The organism is Sphingopyxis sp. NJF-3, from assembly GCF_053514865.1.
The window spans coordinates 2,568,794-2,587,910 of sequence record NZ_CM130726.1 but is presented as its reverse complement, the minus strand read 5'-3'; the positions used below and the strand labels follow the sequence as shown (position 1 = coordinate 2,587,910).

Genomic DNA, 19,117 nt, shown 5'->3' with positions numbered 1-19,117 from the left:
TTGGTCAGCGGGTGCAGAAATTCGGGCTCGGCCACGGCGGCTATCGCGCTGCTTATGGCGCGACGCTGCAATTCCTGATCGACTATCTCGCTTGGCTGGAAACGGGGCCGATCCCGACCGGTTCGCGGGCCTGCCGATCAACGATCCGGGGCCGACGAAGGCGGCTTGTTCGTTGGAGTGTGATGGCTCCGCTCGTGCGAACCATATCGAACTTCTTTAAGTATCCAACGGTTGAAGCACGGCAACTGGTCAGCAGGTATCGCGCCATGTTCAATATGAGTTATGAATAGGTGATCTAGATTTATCTGAAACGCGGTCAAAGGGCCGAGTTTTTTGATTCTGATCTTGGATCATACGTCCCGGCAGGATTTTATGCGACTGGGTTGATGCTCTTCGGATCGCAATGCCATGGCTTCGATAGTGGCAGTTCAGTCCCTGAAATGGGGCTGTAGCACGTTCCACCACCGGCTCGGTCGATCACCGTTTCCGAGAGCGGCAGTTCAACCTCATCGCTGAGGATTGTGGCACATCCGCATTCGGAAACGGGTCAATTCTTCCGTAGACCGTCTTGATCCCTGCACAATGTCAAAGAGTCATCGCGAGCACGGAGCATCGCATCGCGACGAGATCGACTTGGCTGCCCGGCAGTTCAGGACCCTTTCGAGCCTGTGGCACATTCCGGCGCCTCGTTTGTCTTCGCTCACAATGCCCATGGAAATAGCTGGTGCCAAGTGAGAGGGCACTAAAGTGCCGATTGTGCTCACATCGGATACTGTGCGCCTGAATCGGTCCTTCGGCGCGGCATCGCGCCCTCAAGCGCTGTCGGGAAGATGGGCGATCGTTTTCCCCCTGAGTTCGCTTCGGAGCAAATCCGCTAGGAAATCGGTGAAAGGCAGGATGTCCTGGTGACCGCTCGCGGCCTCAAGCGCCATCATATACTGGGCCCTGCGTTCGACCGGGATGATCGTCCACGGATAGCCGGTCGCGCGAACAATCGCCTTGATCGACGCTCCCTTCGTAAGCGGCGTCGCGACCCCACCTTGCGGGAGTGCCGTGCAGCGCCGAGTGTCCGCGCCCTGATTGCGGGTGAGGAAGCTGGTGCTATGACGATGCCATATGATGATGCTGGCACCAGCGGGGTTCAGCGCTTCGAGTTTTTCACTGGCAGGGGCAAGCGGCGGGATTGGCCACCGGAGGTCAAGGCCTCGATCGTTGCGGAGAGCTTTTCGGGTCAAGAGACGGTCAGTGCGGTGGCGCGTCGGCATGGCTTGAGCCCTACGCAGCTATTCAACTGGCGCCGCGATCTGCGCAAGCGCCTGGAAGGCCAGGGCTTGACGTTGCCGGCCATGTCATCAACGGCTCCCGCCTTCGTCCCTGCCGTGGTCGATCCACTGCCCGCGAGCGGTCCGCTTCCCGCCGTCAGGCATTCCGCGAAGCGGCACCGTCCGCAGGCAAGCGCGATCGAGCTGGAGATCGATGGCATCGCGGTGAGGATCGGCCGCGGCGCCGACGCCGGCATGATTACCGCGGTGATCGAAGCGCTCAGAGCACCGCGATGATCGGCCCCGGTGCTGGCGCGCGCGTGATGGTCGCAACGCGTCCCGTGGATTTCCGCAAGGGGCCCGACGCGCTGGCCGCGCTGGTCGCCGCTGACTATGGCGGCGATCCCTGGTCGGGCGTGATCTACGTATTCCGGGCGAAGCGCGCCGACCGGATCAAGCTGGTCTGGTGGGACGGCACGGGCCTCTGCCTGATGGCCAAGAAGCTGGAGTCCGGAGGCTTCAAGTGGCCGGGCATCCAGGACGGCGTGATGCGGCTGACCGCCGCGCAACTCGGCGCTCTTCTGGAAGGTCTGGACTGGCGCCGCGTCCATGGCGGGCGCCGGCCACAGACACCGCAGATTGCCGGTTGACGGGGCGTCCTTCCGCTGATTCACTGCTCCCATGCTCCTGGAAGCGGACCTGCCGGATGATGTTGACGCGCTCCGCGCGCTCGTCCTCGAACAGGCCCGCAAGCTCGAGAGTGCCGATGCTGAAGTCGAACGTCTGAGGACGATCCTCGAGGCGTTTCGGCGTCACCGGTTCGGCCGCCGTTCCGAACAGCTCGATCCCGATCAGCTGCAACTGGGTCTCGAGGATATCGAGGCGGCACTCGCCGAGGCCGAGGTCGTCGCCGAAGCGAAGGCCGGAAGGCCTCGCAGCGATCGGGTGCGCAAGACCAACCGCGGTTCGCTGCCGTCGCATCTCGAACGGATCGAGCAGGTCGTGGATATCGAGGAAGTTGATGGTGTCCGGGCCTGCCCCTGCTGCGGCGGTGCGCTCCACCAGATCGGTGAGGATGTCGCCGAGCGTCTCGATGTCGTGCCGACCACTTTCCGCGTCCTGGTCACGCGCCGCTCGCGCTACGGCTGCCGCGCGTGCGAGTGCGCCGTGGTCCAGGCCCCCGCACCGCCGCGCATCGTCGAAGGCGGCATTCCGACCGAGGCGCTGATCGCCCAGGTGCTGGTCTCCAAGTATGCCGATCACCTACCGCTTTACCGGCAAGCCCAGATTTACGCCCGGCAGGGCATCAACCTCGATCGATCCACCCTGGCCGATTGGGTCGGCCGAGCAGCATGGTATCTACGCCCCTTGCGCGACCATATCCTCGAACAGCTTCGCCGGTCCGAGCGGCTGTTCGCCGACGAGACGACGGCGCCGGTGCTCGATCCGGGGCGCGGGCGGACCAAGACCGGACAGCTATGGGCCTATGCCCGCGATGACCGGCCATGGGGCGGAAGCGACCCGCCGATCGTCGCCTATGTCTACGCTCCGGATCGCAAAGCGGAGCGCCCTCACGCGCATCTTGGCGATTTCGCGGGCATCCTGCAGGTCGACGGCTATGGCGGCTACGCCGCGCTCGCCCGGCGGCGCCAGCAGGTCCGGCTCGCTTTCTGCTGGGCGCACGTACGCCGCAAATTCTACGATCTCGCCGACACGTCGCCGGTCGCCACCGAGGTGCTGCGTCGCATCGCCTTGGTCTACGCCATCGAGGACGAAGTGCGCGGTTCACCCGCCGAGCAGCGCCGCTCCGCGCGGGCCGAGCGCAGCCGCGCCATCGTCGATGAGCTTCACCACTATCTTGTCGCCCGCGGCCGCCAGGTCAGCGCCAAGAGCAAGCTCGGCGAAGCGATCCGTTATGGGCTCACCCGCTGGGATGGCCTCACGCGTTTCCTCGACGACGGGCGTATCGATCTCGACTCCAATACCGTCGAACGATCGATCAGGCCGCTGGCACTCAATCGTAAAAATGCCCTATTCGCCGGCTCCGACGAAGGTGGTGATAACTGGGCCGTCCTCGCAACGCTCATCGAATGCTGCAAGCTCAGCGCCATCAACCCCCACGCATGGCTGACCGACACCCTCGCCAGCCTCGCCAATGGTCATCCCGCCCACAGTGTCGGCGATCTCATGCCTTGGTCCGCCGTGGCCTGAAAACACCGGTTACCTCCCTTCCGGAGCAGCCCGCGGATCATGTCGTCGGCATTCTGACGCCGTTTGAAGCCATCATATTGAAGCCGCTCGGCGCGAGTGAGAAGGGCTGGATCAGGTTCGGCCACCTGAAGGGCGTGGCGAATGGCGCGCATGGATTTACGGACAGCGTCGAGGAATGCCTGGCTGGCGTTCTCCATCAGGTGCCAGCGATCCGCGACCTGCCGGGCTCGTGGCAAAGCGCGGAGAGCGGCATGGCGGTAGCCACCCCCGCGATTGCGTGCGATAATGGTGATCTCCGGTCTTTCCTTGAGCCAGGCTTCCACTGTGGAAACGCTGCAATAAGGGAGGAGGTCGATAATCCGCCGACGTTCCAGGTCGCAGACGATCGTTCCATATCGTTGCCCCTTCTTCCACGCCCAGTCGTCGATACCGACGATCGTCGACTTCACTTGGGCCCTGTTGAAACGGCGGCGTACCGTGCGTAGCAAAGTGTCTTTGCTGACGGGCACCAGGAGGCGGCGCGCCAGACTGGCCGCCGGACGTCCGCCCAGCGCCAGCCCGAGGTGATGCACAATGGAATCGAGGCGGGACGTACGCCGGGCAAATGTCGCCGCGACATCCGATGGGAAGCGTTCGGCGAAAATATGCGTGCGGCAGCGCGATGTGGCACAGCGAAAACGGCGAGCGGTAAGCGTAATCCGAACCGGGCGACCATGAGATGGTAAATCGGCAAGCGTACGACGATATCGACTATGAACACGGGCCGATGGGCGCCCGCATCCTGGACATAGAGAAATCCGTGATCGCGACCGCCCCGTGATCTGTAGCTGCCCGGCGGCATACTCGACCTTGTCGATCACCAATCCCGTCGGCGCGATGCTGTCTCGAAACGCGCTGCCTCCCATGACGATATCCTCCTGCGGAAAACCTCGCCACTATCATCCCGACTGCACCAAAAGTGAGTCAGAGCCGAAGAGGGACCCCCTTTTCGGATATGATGCCGGTTAGTTGAGGGTCGCCTTGCGCTGCGTGCGGCGGAGGGCGGGCGTAGCCCGACCGGAGGCGCGCGCAGCGCAAGATAGATTTTTGAAGGGGCCGAAGGTGGCGGTCAGCTGCGGTTTTTGAAGCGTCAGCTGTCGTTGCCCGTCTCGATGATATCGCAGTGGTGGGTGACGCGGTCGAGCAGCGCCGTGGTCATCTTGGGATCACCGAAGACGGTAGGCCACTCGCCGAAGGCGAGGTTGGTGGTGATGATGACGCTGGTGCGCTCATAAAGCTTGCTGATGAGGTGGAACAGCAACTGCCCTCCGGAGCGGGCGAACGGCAGATAACCGAGCTCGTCGAGCACGATCAGGTCGAGCCGCGACAGCTGCGCCGCCAGGGTCCCGCCCTTGCCGATCCGGGTCTCCTCTTCGAGGCGTGTCACCAGATCGACGCGCTACATTCCCGACGCCATCACCGCCGTCTTCCCCGAAGCGATGGTTCAAACATGCATCGTCCATCTGCTGCGCAACTCGATGGATTTCGTGGCGTGGAAAGACCGTAAGGCGCTCGGAACGGCGTTGAAGGCCATCTACCGTGCCGTCGATGCCGCGGCGGCCGAGGAAGCGCTGACGGCCTTCGAAGCCAGCTTCTGGGGGCAGCGGTACCCCGCTATCGGCCAGAGCTGGCGTCGGGTCTGGCCCGAGGTCATTCCGTTTTTCGCCTTCCCCGATGAAGTCAGGCGGATCGTCTATACGACAAATGCGATAGAGGCCCTCAATTCCAAGCTTCGCCGCGCTGTTCGTGCGCGGGGTCATTTCCCGAGCGATGAAGCTGCCACCAAACTCCTATATCTGATCTTGAACCGGTCGGAGAAAGAGTGGAAAATGCCGCCCCGCGAATGGAACATGGCAAAGGCGCAATTTGCCGTGCTCTTCGGCGAACGCTTCATTAGGGCCATGACGGCCTGATGATCAACCGCCTCGCCGCACACGAAATTCCTGACAGTCCCGGGCGAGATCCCTGCCAAACGCAACCGCCGAAACTCGATTCCGCACGGCAGCGCCAAATATAAACGGTGCACCCTCATCGAGCGTCTCTTCAACAACCTCAATAACTGGCGCAGCCTTGTCACCCGATACGACAAGACCAAATAAGTACACTTGGGCTTCGTCGCCGTCGCCTCAATCAAATTGTGGAAGCTCTTTGTCTACGAAACCTACAACGAGATTCGGCCGCATAGCTCCCTCGGCAACCAAAACCCGGCAGAGCGCGCTTTTGCATCAGGACAGCCTGCCCTGATGCAAAAAAGAGTCGGCCTTTCTCACAGTGACCGGGCCAGAAAATGGGATAGGCCCAGTCGGATGAAAGATGAGGCTCGCATCTGTAGTTCCCCAATTAGGAACGAGGCTAATAGCCGGATCGCACGCAAAATACGTCGGCCAGATAAACGCGGCCGTCGAGCGTTTGCTGGCTTTCGGATTTCGATCCGTTCCATCCCGCACTCCGGCAAAATTCATCGGCAGTGCGTGCCGCGCAGCTCGCCGCGGAACCGCCGCCTGCACATGAAAGTATACGGAGTCCGTCGCGGCCCGGTGCTGGAAAGAATTCCGCGCTCATCCCGCGCAGCGAGGTTCCCGCAGGCGGGGCGGGCACTTCCGGCTGTACGCCCAGCGGGCGCATCGATTGCATCATACTGAGCCGGCCAAGGCGGCCGCTGATGTCGGGCTCGTCAGCGGCGACGCGAATGCAGGGGCTGCGATAATTGGTGCGGGCGCAAAGCTCCCATGTACCCGACCTCACGCGAATGGATCGGACGGGCCAGCTAAGCTTTAAATTGGGCTGCGCCTTGTTCACATATAGCGCTGGGCCGGCATGGCCCGTGTCACGATAGATGGTCGCTTCTCCCGTACCGATCGGCGCAAGCTTGTCGGCAGCTATGGCGGTGGCGCTCAACGCCGCAACGACTCCGATGCCGGTCAATGTTCGCAATATATGCATGTCCTGCTCCTCACCTTGACGTCCATGTCGGTGAATGCCGCTAACGGGGCATGGCCACCTGCCGGCATGTCTGGGGAGCGCTCCGGTCGGCCGTGTTCCACGTTGCGGAACCGCCCTGGATGTGCAGGCGTGCACCACCGGCTCCTTCATAATTCTGGCCGCCGACGCTCTGGGTCGTCCGCAGGGGCAGGGCGCGCCTGCCATCGACCGACACGAGCGCGCCGTTTCTGACATAGTCAATCTTCAGGCGCGTGCCGCGATCACATTCGTAATAGCTGCTGCCCCCCGGCCCGCCGACGGTCTGACATGCACCCAACAAAAGCGCCCCGCCCAGCGCAAGGCCAGCACGAATATGAAGTCGTTTCATCTTTGTCTCCTTTTTTGCTTTATTGCGTTGAATCGCTCGTCGAGACCTTTGCTTCGGGCAAAATGCCGAGATGTCGCGACAGGAAATCGACCATTGCGCGCACATAGCGATCGGCCTGGTCGCCTTCGGTTCCGATCGTGACGCCGCGGCGCACGAAACCGTCTTCGATTGAACGGCGCACGAAATCGGCCGACGTCAGCGTCGGGTTCGGCTGGCCTGTGGCAGGATCGTAATAATTTCCTGCGTCGTCCATATAGACGGTCGGAAAGGTCGTGGACGTGACGGCATCCTCGATACGCAGCGGCGCCACACCGTCACGGTCGAAGGCATGACGCGCGCCGGGAAAAATTCGCATGCTGGCGTTGTTTCCCCCCGCCGCGAGGGCGTGAACGGCATCTTGGCATTGCTGCACCGAAACCCAGTCGTCGCGGTCGCCCGACAGGACGAGGAGGGCAGCATTGTTCGCCAACCGCGGCGCATAAAATTGACTACCACACCAAGGGTAGCCCGTCACGGCCGCCTTGAGCCCGGCATGACTGGGGAAATATCGGGACAGATGCTCGGACAAAGCGAAAAGGACGGCGCTGCCGCCGCGGCTGCTGCCGACGGCACCGATGCGGTCGACGTCGATGTCGTCGCGGCTTCGCAGATATTGGAAAGCGGCAATCACGTCGAAGGCGCCGGCTGCCCAGCTCAGCCGCGCCTGATCGGCGACGGTGTCCCGAATGCCGCGGCCATGAAATGGGTCGATCAGCAGCACCGCGAACCCCGCATTGGTCAACGCCGCACTCTGACGAAGATGATGCGGTCCGATACCGCCGCTACCCGGCACCATGATGACGGCCGGCAGCCTGCCAGCGGCGGTGGCGGGATGGAAGAACTGGGCGGTCAGGGTCACGTCTGCGCCCAAGTCGCCCCGCAACATGGGAGCAAAATCTGAAGGCGATCTGCTCGGAAAAGTCACTAGCGTGCCGTGCACGCCATTTTCCAGGTGCCGCGGCGCGGAGGCGAACGCGCGTCCGTCAATTGGTGGCGGCAAAGCGCCTCTCGCTGGGAGGCTTTCTCCCAACATCGCCATGACGACTGCAGCCGCGCCCACAAGTCTTGCTCGATGTACTCGACTTGCGGGAAAATGCCTCATGCTGCCCCCAACCTCTCTCGGTGATCCGAGCCGAGCATAAGGGCGAGGGCGTGAGAAGATTGTCGGCGTACCGACAATCACAGCAATAATCAGATATTTTCCGGGGAGCGGACCGATATCTGCCGCAACAGCACGGTGTCGGAAACGCGAATTTCACCATAAGCGAGCGAAACGGCTCCCGCAGCCTCAAGCTGGCGAAGCAGCTGATTGATCGTTTGTCGCGACAGGCCTGCGGATTTCGCCAACTGGGCTTGGCTGATCCGTGTCAATAACAGGTTTGCCTCCCCGATGTCCGAATAGGGCCACCGACTGAGCGCGATGAGCTGATATGCGACGCGCTGTAGCGGCGTGGGTCGCTGCATCTCGGCAAACAGACGGTAATGGTGCCGCGTGCTGGCCAGCTGTGGTGCGACCAGCAATTGGTATGTCGCGACATCCTGTTCAAAAATTTCGCGAACTGCTGCCACCGGCAGTGTTCCGATAACGCTCGGCTCGGCAGCGCGAGCTTCGAACGCATAGGGCAACCCGTCCAATGTCGCGAGGAAGGCGGTCCATTCGCCCAAGCGCAATATGGCCATCAATGCCTCGTCGCCATTTTCGGCGAGACCAAAGATGTGCAGGCAACCGTCAAGCAAGCAGTGAAGTCCGTTTGGCGAATCTCCTTGCCGAAACAGCATATCCGACTTCCCGAGCCGGGCTATCTTCAACCGCTCAATGATCTGTGCCTGAACGTGTTTCGGCAGGCTTCCATACCAACTGCCGTTCGCCAGCGCAGATTGAACACAGGTCGCGCGCATTCCCTCGATCATGCCCATACTCCATGCGGCTCGGCGTCGCATTCGATGAACATAGCCCCGATTTCGGGATCGGCAATCGCTCGCCATCATCAGATGCCGAACAGCCGGCCCGCCGGGGCAGGGCGGTTTCGCAGGCGCCATCCGGGCTTGTCGTCCCCGCGGGCGGTGAGATCTTGCTACGCTTCAGCGGCCCAGGCCCGAAGAAAGGTTTCGACCGCGCAAGCGGCGTCATCGATCCGTTCCGAAGAATCGGGGGCTTCCCTCATTCCAAAGAGAACATGATGAAAATTCGCGGCCTGGCACAGGCTGATGAATTGCGACGCGGCGGTTGCCGGGTCGCCTGTTCGCAAACCTCCCTGCTTCATGGCGCCATCCATATAAGCCGTGAGGCGTTGAAGCCCCCGTTCAGGACCACGCGCGAAAAACATGCGCGCAAGATGGGGAAAATGCTGGGCTTCGCCGACTACGAGGCGATGGAGGGCCAGGATATCGGGAGAAAACAGCGAATCGAGCAGAGCGCGGGCGAAGCTGTCGAGCACGATCGTGACGGGCTCGGTCTGAGGAAGGTCGACGGACAGGGCTCTTGCGTGAAGCTGTACGACCTCATCGACAACCGCCGCAAACAAGTCCTTCTTCGACCGGAAATAACTCCAGAGCGTGGTTTTTGAACCGCCCACGCTCGCCGCGATGGACGACATCGTCGTCGAACCAAAGCCGTGGGTCAGAAACGCATTTTTCGCGGCGATTACATAGGCCTTGCGTTTCCGTTGGGCCATGGAATCCGCTTTTTTCATCCTGTCGTCGGCCAACTCTTCCTCCTTTCGAGTTGGGCTGGGAGGGCCTGAGCTCGCGCCGCCACCTGTTGCTGCAGATTATTGCCGCAGTGGTTGACGTCAGAATGCGGCGATATCGGTAATCGCGCGGCCGAGGATCAGCGCATGGACATCATGCGCGCCCTCATAGGTGTTGACGGTCTCCAGGTTCATCATGTGACGGATGACTTGATACTCCTCCGAAATGCCGTTTCCGCCGTGCATGTCGCGCGCCTGCCGCGCGATATCGAGCGCCTTGCCGCAGTTGTTGCGCTTGACGATCGAGACCATTTCGGGTGCGAAGCGGCCTTCATCCATCAGTCGCCCGACACGGAGGCTCGCCTGAAGGCCGAGCGCAATGTCGCTCAACATCTCTGCAAGCTTCTTCTGGTAAAGCTGGGTTGCGGCGAGCGGGCGACCAAACTGCTTGCGGTCGAGACCATATTGGCGCGCGGCATGGAAACAGAATTCGGCGGCGCCGAGCGCGCCCCAGGAAATTCCGTAACGCGCACGGTTAAGACAGCCGAACGGACCCTTGAGGCCCTGAACGTCGGGGAGGAGCGCGTCCTCGCCGACTTCGACGTCGTCGAGATTGATCATGCCGGTGATCGAGGCGCGGAGGCTGAGCTTGCCTTCGATCTTCGGAGCCGAGAGGCCCTTGGCGCCCTTCTCGACAATGAAACCCCGGATCTGATTGTGATGTGCGTCAGATTTCGCCCAGATCACGAACACGTCGGCGATCGGCGAGTTGGATATCCAGGTCTTGTTGCCGTTCAGACGATAGCCGCCATCGGTCTTGACCGCGCGCGTGCGCATTCCGCCGGGATCCGATCCCGCGTCGGGCTCGGTCAGGCCGAAACAGCCGATCCATTCGCCCGAAGTGAGCTTCGGGAGATATTTTTCCTTCTGCGCTTCAGACCCATAGGCATGGATGGGATAAATCACGAGACTGGACTGAACCGACATCATCGACCGGTAGCCGCTGTCGACCCGCTCGATCTCGCGGGCGATCAGCCCATAGGCGACATAGGTGGCATTTGCGCCGCCGAACTTCTCGGGCACGGTCGCACCGAGAAGGCCCCGCGCGCCCATTTCACGGAAGATGTCGGGATCGGTATGCTCTTTCGCATAAGCTTCGATGACGCGCGGCTGCAGCTTTTCCTGGGCATAGGCACGCGCGGCGTCGCGGATCATCCGCTCGTCGTCGGTCAACTGGTCGTCGAGAAGAAAGGGATCGCTCCAGTCGAAGCGGCTCATCTGGCTCATGGCGATGTCCTTGGAATGGGTGGGAGATAGGGGACGGTCAGTCCGGAACGACCGCCGTCACTTCGATTTCGATCTTGGCTTCGTCTTCCATGAGCGCGACGACCTGCACGACGGCCATGGTCGGGTAGCTGCGCCCCAGATAGGCGCGATAGATTTCGCCGATCTTCTTCGCGTCGCGAACATAGGCTTGCTTGTCGGTGACATACCAGGTCATGCGAACGATATGTTCGGGGCCCGCATCGCCTTCGGCGAGCAGGGTTACGAGGTTTTTCAGCAGTTGCTCGAACTGGCCGGGAATATCCTTGGCGACGAACTTTTCTTCCTCGTTCCATCCGATCAGACCGGCGACATAGATGGTCCGTCCGCGCGCTTCGATGGCGTTTGAATAGCCCTTCGGCCGCGGCCATCCCGCGGGTTGCAAAATCTTCATCGTCACCCCTTTGCTTCGGCGATTGTAGAGCGCGCGATGACGACTTTCTGAACTTCGCTCGCCCCCTCGTAGATGCGCAATGCGCGGATTTCCCGGTAAAGTTGTTCGACGGTGTTTCCGCTGACGACGCCTGCGCCGCCAAAAAGCTGCAACGCCTTGTCGATCGTCTGCTGCGCCGTGTCGGTAGCGTAGAGCTTGGCCATGGCAGCCTCGCGCGTCACACGCGGCTGACCGCGGTCCTTCGCCCATGCGGCGCGGAAAATGAGCAGGGCGCTCGCGTCGTTGCCGAGCGCCATGTCCGCGATCGCCGCCTGGGTCAGTTGCAGATCGGAGAGCGGGGCGCCGAACAGGTGGCGGCTCGTCGAGCGGTCGACCGCTTCGTCGGTGGCGCGTCGCGCGAAACCAAGCGCGGCAGCACCGACTGTCGAGCGGAAGACGTCGAGCGTCGCCATCGCGATCTTGAAGCCGTCACCCGGTGCGCCGATCAGATGATCGTCAGGGATGAAGCAATTCTCGAAGTGGATCGTCGCGAGCGGGTGCGGCGCGATCACGTCGATCCGTTCGGTGACCGAAAAGCCCTCGGTCGCGGTCGGGAAGACGAAGGCCGAGAGACCTTTTGCGCCCGGCGCTTCGCCGCTGCGCGCGAAAAGGGTCAGCACGTCGGCGATCGCGCCATTCGAAATCCAGGTCTTCTCGCCGTTGATAACCCAGCCGCCGTCGATCTTGGTCGCGCTCGTGTCCATCGCGGCGACGTCCGACCCCGCTTCCTTCTCCGAAAGCGCGAAGCCAGCGATCATGTCGCCCGTGGCGATCTTCGAGAGATAGGCTTGCTTGACCGCTTCGCCTCCGAAAAGGCCGATCGCGCCGGTGCCGAGCCCCTGCATCGCAAAGGCGAAGTCGGCGAGCGCCGCATGATAGCCGAGCGTCATGCGGGTAAGACAGAGTGTGCGGACGTCGAGCTTCTCGTTCAGTCCGCCATAAGCAGCGGGCACCGCGGCGCGGAACCATCCAGCGCCGCCGAGCATCTTGACCAGCCGCTGGCAGTCGGCCTCGACGTTGCCGCTCTCCTGGTGAAGTTCGTGCGCGTGCGTCTCGCACCAGGACGAGAGTGTGTCGAAGTGGACGCGGTGGCTTTCTTCGAAGAAGGGCCACGCGATGAAGCTCGTGTCCGCCATCTCAATTCCCCTCGAAGACCGGCTTCTGCTTGGCGACGAAGGCGTTGTATGCGCGCACGAAATCTTGCGTCTGCATGCAGATCGCTTGCGCCTGCGCCTCGGCCTCGATCGCCGTCGCGACGGGCATCGCCCATTCCATCTCGAGCTGGTTCTTCGTCATGCCGTGCGCGAAGGTTGGCCCGCTCGCGAGATTGGCGGCATAGGCCTGCGCCTCGGCAAGCAGTAATCCTGCATCGACGATCCGGTTGTGGAAGCCCCAGCGCTCGCCCTCGTCGGCCGACATCGAGCGCCCCGTATAGAGGAGATCTGCGGCGCGGCCCTGGCCGATGATCCGCGGCAGGATCGCGCAGGCACCCATGTCCGCGCCGGCAAGGCCCACGCGCGTGAACAGAAAGGCGGTCTTCGTCTCTGGCGTCGCGATACGGATGTCCGAAGCCATGGCCATGATCGCGCCGGCGCCCGCGCAGATGCCATCGATCGCGGCGACGACGGGCTGCGGGCAGGCGCGCATGGCTTTCACGAGATCGCCGGTCATGCGCGTGAAGGCGAGGAGCTCGGGCATCTCCATTCTTGTGAGCGGCCCGATGATTTCATGGACGTCGCCGCCCGAGCAGAAATTGCCGCCCGCGCCCGTCACGACGACCGCCTTCACATCCTGCGAATAGACGAGGTTGCGAAAGAGGTCGCGGAGTTCGGCATAGCTTTCGAAGGTCAGCGGGTTTTTGCGCTCGGGGCGGTTGAGCGTGATCGTCGCGACTTTGCCATCGACGCTGAACTGGAAATGTTCGGCCTGATAGGCTGCTGCATCAAACATAACGTGTTGCACTCCTCACATGATTTCACCGCCGGCGACCGTGATCGCCTGGCCGGTGACCGAGCGTGCGGCATCGGAGATGAGCCACATGACGGTCCCTGCTACTTCTTCGGGTGCGACAAGCCGCCCCTGAGGATTGGTGCCGGTGAAGTTCTTCAGCGCGTCTTCCTCGCTGCGCCCCGTTTTCTCGACGATGGTTTTCACGGAATTTCGGATGATGTCGGTATCGGTGTAGCCTGGGCAGACCGCATTCACGGTGATCGCCGTCCCGGCAAGTTCGAGCGCCAGCGCCCGCGTGACGCCGAGCACCGCATGCTTCGATGCGGTGTAAGCGCTCGTATAGGCATAGCCCTTGAGCGAGGCCGTGCTGGCAATGTTGACGACCCGTCCTGCCGAAAGTCCGCGCATCGCCGGCAGAACCGCGCGCGTCGCATGGACTACGCCCATCACATTGGTGCGCCAGAGCGTCTCCCACTGGTCGAGGCCAGCCTTTTCGAACGGCGCAGTGGTCACGACCCCCGCGCAATTGACGAGCAGCGCTGCCGGGCCGCGCGCTTCAGCGGCGTCGGCGATCGCCGCGGCGACGCCGGCGGCGTCGCCCACGTCGCAAGACACCGTCTCGAAGCTCTCGCGCGAAGCTTTCGCCGCCGCCAGCCGTTCGGGGCTGCGCCCCAGAAGGGTGACTGTCCATCCCGCGTCGGCGAGAGCTTCGGCGATCGCAAGCCCGATGCCGCTCGCGCCGCCGGTGACGAGCGCGTGACCGGGCGCCATCGTCACTTGCCTGCCGCCATCTGCGCCGCACGCTGCGTCTGCAGCGTCAGCTGGAAATAGCCGCTCTTATACTGATCGGGCACCGGCGCGTCCTTGTAATCCTGCATCGCCGCCGCATGGATCGTCCAATTCGGGTCCATCTGGTGCGGACGGGCGAGCGCGCAAAGATCGGCGCGGCCCGCGGCGATGATCGAATTCACATGATCGGCGTCGAAGATATTGCCGACCGCGATCGTCGGGATGTCGACCTCGTTGCGGATCTGGTCCGAGAACGGCGTCTGGAACATGCGTCCGTAGACCGGCTGCTCGGCCTTGGTGACCTGGCCCGAGGAGACGTCGATGAGATCGACCCCAGCCTGTTTGAAGGCGCGCGCAATCTCGACCGCCTCGTCGGGTGTGACGCCCTGATCACCAACCCAGTCATGGGCAGAGATGCGGACCGACATCGGCTTGTCCTGATGCCAGACCGCACGCATCGCGCGGAATATCTCAAGCGGATAGCGCAGCCGGTTCTCGAGGCTCCCGCCATAATCGTCGGTTCGGCGGTTCTGCGTCGGGCTGACAAAGCCCGAGAGCAGATAGCCGTGGCCGCAGTGCAACTCGACCATGTCGAAGCCCGCCGCCTCGGCGCGGACCGTGGCCGAAACGAACTCATGCTTGATCCGGTCCATCGCCGCCTTGTCGAGCGCCACCGGAACCTGGCTTTCGGAGGTATAGGGCACGTCCGACGGTGCGACGAGCGGCCAGTTGCCGCGCTCGAGCGGCTTGTCGATGCCTTCCCATGCGACGCGCGTCGACCCCTTCGAACCCGCATGGCCGAGTTGGAGACAGACGCGCGCGCCGGGTGTGCGGTGGATGAAGTCGGTGATGCGTCGCCACGGGGCGATCTGGGCGTCGCTCCACAGGCCCGTGCAGCCGGGCGTGATCCGACCTTCGGGCGATACGCAGGTCATCTCGGTGACGATGAGCCCTGCCCCGCCCAGCGCGCGGGCGCCATAATGGACGAGGTGGAAATCGTCGGGCACGCCGTCGATCGCCGAATACATCGCCATCGGCGACATCACGATCCGGTTGCGCATCGTCATACCGCGCAGCTTGAACGGCAGGAACATCGGCGGAACCTTCTCGCCGACCGGATGGCCAAAGGCCGAGGCAGCGAGCATGTTTTCGAGTTTGGCCAGCCACGCCGGGTCGCGCTCGCGCAGATTCTCGTGGCTTACCCGCTGGCTGCGCGTCAGCAGCGTGTAGGTGAACTGCATGGGATCCATTTTGAGATAGCGATCGAGATGCTCGAACCATTCGGTCGAATTGCGCGCCGCATTCTGGAGCTTCACGACCTCCAGCTGTCGTTCTTCCTGATATTCCTCGAGCGAGGCGTCGAGCCGCGTCAGGTCGATGTTCGGGCGGTTCAGCACCTCCGCGAGCTTGATGGCATCCTCAAGCGCGAGCTTGGTGCCCGAACCGATCGAGAAATGAGCGGTGTGCGCGGAGTCGCCGAGCAGGATGATATTCCCGTGGCTCCACTTGCGACAGATGATGCGCGGGAAGCTGATCCACGCCGAGCCGCGGATATGGCTGGCATTGGTCATCAGATCATGCCCGCCAAGATAGTCTGCAAAGATCTTTTCGCAGAGGCGGCAGCATTCTTCCTGGCTCATCTCGTCGAAGCCGAACGCCTCGAACACTTCGGGCGTCGTCTCGACGATGAAGGTCGCCGTATCCTTGTCGAACTGGTATGCGTGCGCCCAAATCCAGCCATGTTCAGTGTTCACGAAGAGGAAGTTGAATGCGTCGAAGCGCTGATGCGTGCCGAGCCAAACGAATTTGTTGCGCTTGACGTCGATGTCGGTCTGGAAGCTCTCGTCGTAGCGGCGACGGAGCTTGGAATTGAGCCCGTCGGCCGCGATCACCAGATCATAGTCCGCAAGAAAATCGCTGTCCGGCTCGATCTCCACCTCGAACCGGAGATCGACGCCGAGTTCGCGCGCCCGGTCCTGAAGAATGTTGAGCAGGCGTTTGCGGCCGATGCCGATGAAGCCGTGGCCGCTCGAGGTCATGCCGGTCTTGCGCTCGCCGTCGTCGACATGGACGTCGATATCGTCCCAGTGCGCAAGCTCATCGATCATCACCTGCGCGCTGATCGGATCATTCGCGATGAGATGCTCCACCGTCTGGTCGGAGAAGACGACGCCCCAGCCGAATGTGTCACCCGGGCGGTTGCGTTCCAGAACCGTGATTTCATGCTCCGGGTTCCTGAGCTTCATCGAAATCGCGAAATAGAGACCCGCCGGACCCCCGCCTACGCAAGCAATCTTCATATGCCTTACCCCGATTCTCTCAGTCATGTTGGCGGTAGGCTGTCTCGAAAATTAGTTCAAGCATAAATCATTTTCTGGTGACGGATCGCTTCTGGGCGGCGATGTCGTCCGAACATCGTTCTTTTTGCGATCAGTCGTTGGAAGCGGCGGCGCTGGCCGCGATTTTTGCGCGCAGGGCGTCAGGCCAAAGCGCCGATTTCTGGGCTTGCAGATCCATGCAGACGATCGTCGCCTGACCGCGCACCCGATCGCGCCCATCGCCCGTGAAGCGATAGTCAAAGGCGCAACTTGAACGGCCAATATGTTTCGGTTCGATCTCGACAGCCAGCCGGTCGCCGAGTTCGCTGGGAGAGAGAAATTCGGTTTCGAGTTTGACCATCGGTGTGCCGAGGCCATGGCCGATGTGCAGGGTGCGGAAATCAAAGCCCATTGCGGCAAACCAGTCCTCGACGGCCGCGTTGAGCATCTCGAAATAGCGCGGATAGAAGACGATGGCTGCCGCATCGACATGCGCGAATCTCACCTGGGCCGTCGTCGTGAACATGCCGCTCAAGCCTTCGCGATCGAGGATTTGAGCTCGGCGAGAAGTTCGAACAGTTCGCGCTGGCTGGTGCGTGGAAAGTCGCGCATCAGGTCCTGAATCCAGCCATGATGAGCGGCCGCCAATTCGTCGAACACATGACGTCCCTTTGCAGTCAGCGCGACGATTGCCGACCGCCGATCCGCAGGATCCACGGTCGAAACGACAAGTTCCTGTGCTTCGAGTTGGCGGACGATCGCGGTAACATTGCCCTTGGACACGAGCAGCGAACGCGACAAATCACCCATCGTCTGCCCCTGCGGATGACGATCGAGCGACGCCATGACGTCGAACCGCGGAAGCGTTGTGTCGAACTGCTCGATAAAATTGCGGCGAATGGATTTTTCCATTCGCATGACGCAACTCAGCAGACGGACCCAGACCCTGAGGTCCAGAGGCCCCGATGTCGCCCCCTCGAGCTTTTCCTGCATGCCATCCTCATTCACTCTGTTCTGGCCAGGCTGAAACGCCCCGGCGCAGGCTTGTCAGCAAAGGTTTCAGCTTGCGGCATAAGCGCCAGGCGCGAAATGGTCACTGCAGATTTTACTTCAACCATAGACTAGCATTCGTGGGCAAGGCGACGGAAGCCAATCTCTTGGACAGGCATGGCTGGCAACCTATGCTGCTGGGGCTTGTCGCAGCCTGTACCGCTCAATCTTGCCCGTCGCTGTCTTGGGAAGCGCATCGACAAATTCTATCCAGCGCGGGTATTTGTAGGGCGCCAGCGCTTGCTTTACATGGTCCTTGAGGTCCTTTTTGAGCGTCGCCGTCGGCGATTGGCCCGCCTGAAGCACGACAAAGGCCTTGGGCTTGACCAATCCGTGTGGATCGGACCACGCTACCACGGCCGCTTCATGCACCGCCTCGTGCGTGAGTATCGCGTTTTCGACTTCCATCGGCGAAACATAGATTCCACTGACCTTCAGCATGTCGTCGGATCGTCCGCAAAAGACGTAATGTCCTTCTTGGTCGCGCAGGAATTTATCTCCGGTGCGTATCCAGGGGCCAAGAAAGGTCGCTTGGGTCTTGTCTCGCTTGCACCAGTATCCGAGTGCGCTGGTCGGCCCGCGGACGTGCAGCTCGCCAATCTCGCCATCCGCGACGGGCTTTCCATCTTCGTCGATCAAGCGCAGTTCATATCCCTGGACCGGACGGCCCGTCGTTCCATAGGCGATGTCGTCTTGCCGATTGCTCAGGAAGATATGGAGCATTTCCGTAGAGCCGATTCCATCAATAATATCAGTGGTATATTTTCGCGTCCATTCTTCACCGATCTGCCTAGGCAGCGCCTCTCCGGCAGAGGTGCAAAGGCGCAGCGCCAGTTCGTCTCGATCGGGAGCATCCGGTTCATGGAGCATGGACGCATAGAGGGTCGGCACGCCGAAGAATATGGATGGCTGATGTGCCACAAGGCGCTTCCAGACCTCGCCAGCCGTCGGCCTTCCGGCCATCAATACCGCGGTCGCTCCCACCGAAATGGGAAAGACCAGGCCGTTTCCGAACCCATAGCCGAAGAAGAGCTTCGCTGCGGAAAAGGTCACGTCGCGATCGGTCAGATCGAGAATTTCGCGTGGATATAACTGCATGAGGCTACGCAGATTTGCGTGCGAGTGGATCGTCCCCTTGGGCCGCCCGGTTGTCCCCGACGAATATTGCCAAAGACAGGGCTCGTCGGGGCGCGTCGCGGCCGACATGGCAAGCGGTTCTGCGGCTTCGATGACGTCCGCAAGCGAGGTTTCTCCCTCCGGCATATCTCCGTCGGCCAGAAGCCATCGGTCGAGGAATGGCTGATTCGCTACAAGGGGCGCCAGCCTTGGCCAGGCCGATGTCGACGCGACCAGTAAACGGGCGCGACTGTCTTTCAGCATATAGTCGAAATCTTCGCTGGAAAGCAGTGGATTGATCATGACGGGAACCAGTCCCGCCTTGATGGCGCCCAGACAGGCGACAGGGAAATTTACCGAATCCTCAAGGCAGATCATGATCCGGCTCTCGGGCGCCCAGCCCGTCCCGGCCAGATAGCCGGCGAAGCGATCGATCCGCCTGGATAGCTCGGCATAGGTGTAGCTGCCGTGGTCGTCGATCACGGCAATCTTGTCACGTCTATCGGCCAGGTTCCGGTCGATAAGATCGGTCGCGGCGTTGTAGAATTCCACCGTCGTATCTCCCTGCATAAGAAATCCAAGTTCAA

Annotated in this window: 18 protein-coding genes and 3 pseudogenes; 5 read left to right on the top strand and 16 right to left on the bottom strand. The window is 61.8% G+C overall.

What is annotated here, in order from left to right; translation table 11 throughout:
* Positions 1-11 precede the first annotated feature (11 nt).
* From ACOTSS_RS12540 to tnpC, 4 genes are all read left to right on the top strand, one after another.
* The gene (locus tag ACOTSS_RS12540) at positions 12-290 is read left to right on the top strand and encodes a hypothetical protein (RefSeq protein ID WP_448688470.1); all 279 of its coding nucleotides are present in this window, start codon (positions 12-14) and stop codon (positions 288-290) included.
* A gap of 813 nt (positions 291-1,103) precedes the next feature.
* A complete protein-coding gene (gene tnpA / locus ACOTSS_RS12535; RefSeq protein WP_448688469.1) occupies positions 1,104-1,559 on the top strand; it encodes an IS66-like element accessory protein TnpA in 456 nt (151 codons plus the stop codon).
* Entirely contained in the window at positions 1,556-1,912 is a 357-nt protein-coding gene (tnpB, locus tag ACOTSS_RS12530) for an IS66 family insertion sequence element accessory protein TnpB (RefSeq protein WP_448688468.1), read from the top strand. Before tnpA ends, tnpB begins: the two co-directional genes overlap by 4 nt.
* A 31-nt stretch (positions 1,913-1,943) precedes the next feature.
* Positions 1,944-3,473, top strand: coding sequence for an IS66 family transposase (gene tnpC, locus ACOTSS_RS12525; RefSeq protein WP_448688467.1), 1,530 nt, complete (start codon positions 1,944-1,946; stop codon positions 3,471-3,473).
* Positions 3,474-3,487: 14 nt separating this feature from the next.
* On the opposite strand, the pseudogene ACOTSS_RS12520 reads toward tnpC, so the two are convergent.
* Together ACOTSS_RS12520 and ACOTSS_RS12515 are read right to left on the bottom strand one after the other, a co-directional pair.
* Positions 3,488-4,378, bottom strand: a pseudogene (locus ACOTSS_RS12520) (ISL3 family transposase); the annotation flags it as partial.
* A gap of 224 nt (positions 4,379-4,602) precedes the next feature.
* A pseudogene (locus ACOTSS_RS12515) lies at positions 4,603-4,908 on the bottom strand (ATP-binding protein); the annotation flags it as partial.
* Positions 4,909-4,918: 10 nt separating this feature from the next.
* Between ACOTSS_RS12515 and ACOTSS_RS12510 the strand changes: the two are divergent.
* A pseudogene (locus ACOTSS_RS12510) lies at positions 4,919-5,425 on the top strand (IS256 family transposase); the annotation flags it as partial.
* Positions 5,426-5,864: 439 nt separating this feature from the next.
* Here the strand turns inward: ACOTSS_RS12510 and ACOTSS_RS12505 are convergent.
* The 14 genes from ACOTSS_RS12505 to ACOTSS_RS12440 all read right to left on the bottom strand — a co-directional run bounded on the left by ACOTSS_RS12505 (position 5,865) and on the right by ACOTSS_RS12440 (position 19,082).
* The gene (locus tag ACOTSS_RS12505) at positions 5,865-6,437 is read right to left on the bottom strand and encodes a beta/gamma crystallin-related protein (RefSeq protein WP_448688466.1); all 573 of its coding nucleotides are present in this window, start codon (positions 6,435-6,437) and stop codon (positions 5,865-5,867) included.
* A gap of 58 nt (positions 6,438-6,495) precedes the next feature.
* On the bottom strand, positions 6,496-6,822 hold the full coding sequence (locus ACOTSS_RS12500; RefSeq protein WP_448688465.1) for an MliC family protein: 327 nt from the start codon (positions 6,820-6,822) through the stop codon (positions 6,496-6,498).
* A 19-nt stretch (positions 6,823-6,841) separates the two neighbouring features.
* A complete protein-coding gene (locus ACOTSS_RS12495) occupies positions 6,842-7,720 on the bottom strand; it encodes a dienelactone hydrolase family protein (RefSeq protein ID WP_448688464.1) in 879 nt (292 codons plus the stop codon).
* A gap of 332 nt (positions 7,721-8,052) precedes the next feature.
* A complete protein-coding gene (locus ACOTSS_RS12490; protein WP_448688463.1) occupies positions 8,053-8,772 on the bottom strand; it encodes a Crp/Fnr family transcriptional regulator in 720 nt (239 codons plus the stop codon).
* Between the two features lie 164 nt (positions 8,773-8,936).
* Positions 8,937-9,569: a TetR/AcrR family transcriptional regulator gene (locus ACOTSS_RS12485; RefSeq protein ID WP_448688462.1), complete on the bottom strand. Its 633-nt coding sequence runs from the start codon at positions 9,567-9,569 to the stop codon at positions 8,937-8,939.
* 84 nt (positions 9,570-9,653) lie between these two features.
* Positions 9,654-10,838, bottom strand: a complete 1,185-nt coding sequence (locus ACOTSS_RS12480; RefSeq protein WP_448688461.1) for an acyl-CoA dehydrogenase — start codon at positions 10,836-10,838, stop codon at positions 9,654-9,656.
* Between the two features lie 37 nt (positions 10,839-10,875).
* Positions 10,876-11,268: a RidA family protein gene (locus ACOTSS_RS12475; RefSeq protein WP_448688460.1), complete on the bottom strand. Its 393-nt coding sequence runs from the start codon at positions 11,266-11,268 to the stop codon at positions 10,876-10,878.
* Positions 11,269-11,270: 2 nt separating this feature from the next.
* Positions 11,271-12,443: an acyl-CoA dehydrogenase family protein gene (locus ACOTSS_RS12470; RefSeq protein WP_448688459.1), complete on the bottom strand. Its 1,173-nt coding sequence runs from the start codon at positions 12,441-12,443 to the stop codon at positions 11,271-11,273.
* 1 nt (position 12,444) lies between these two features.
* Positions 12,445-13,257 (bottom strand): enoyl-CoA hydratase family protein, encoded by an 813-nt coding sequence (locus ACOTSS_RS12465; RefSeq protein WP_448688458.1) that lies wholly within the window; start codon positions 13,255-13,257, stop codon positions 12,445-12,447.
* A 15-nt stretch (positions 13,258-13,272) separates the two neighbouring features.
* Positions 13,273-14,028 (bottom strand): SDR family NAD(P)-dependent oxidoreductase, encoded by a 756-nt coding sequence (locus ACOTSS_RS12460; protein WP_448691345.1) that lies wholly within the window; start codon positions 14,026-14,028, stop codon positions 13,273-13,275.
* Between the two features lie 2 nt (positions 14,029-14,030).
* Positions 14,031-16,292: a bifunctional salicylyl-CoA 5-hydroxylase/oxidoreductase gene (locus ACOTSS_RS12455; protein ID WP_448688457.1), complete on the bottom strand. Its 2,262-nt coding sequence runs from the start codon at positions 16,290-16,292 to the stop codon at positions 14,031-14,033.
* A gap of 184 nt (positions 16,293-16,476) precedes the next feature.
* A complete protein-coding gene (locus ACOTSS_RS12450) occupies positions 16,477-16,890 on the bottom strand; it encodes an acyl-CoA thioesterase (RefSeq protein ID WP_448691344.1) in 414 nt (137 codons plus the stop codon).
* Positions 16,891-16,895: 5 nt separating this feature from the next.
* Positions 16,896-17,357, bottom strand: a complete 462-nt coding sequence (locus ACOTSS_RS12445) for a MarR family winged helix-turn-helix transcriptional regulator (protein ID WP_448688456.1) — start codon at positions 17,355-17,357, stop codon at positions 16,896-16,898.
* Positions 17,358-17,543: 186 nt separating this feature from the next.
* On the bottom strand, positions 17,544-19,082 hold the full coding sequence (locus tag ACOTSS_RS12440; RefSeq protein ID WP_448688455.1) for a benzoate-CoA ligase family protein: 1,539 nt from the start codon (positions 19,080-19,082) through the stop codon (positions 17,544-17,546).
* Positions 19,083-19,117: the final 35 nt, after the last annotated feature.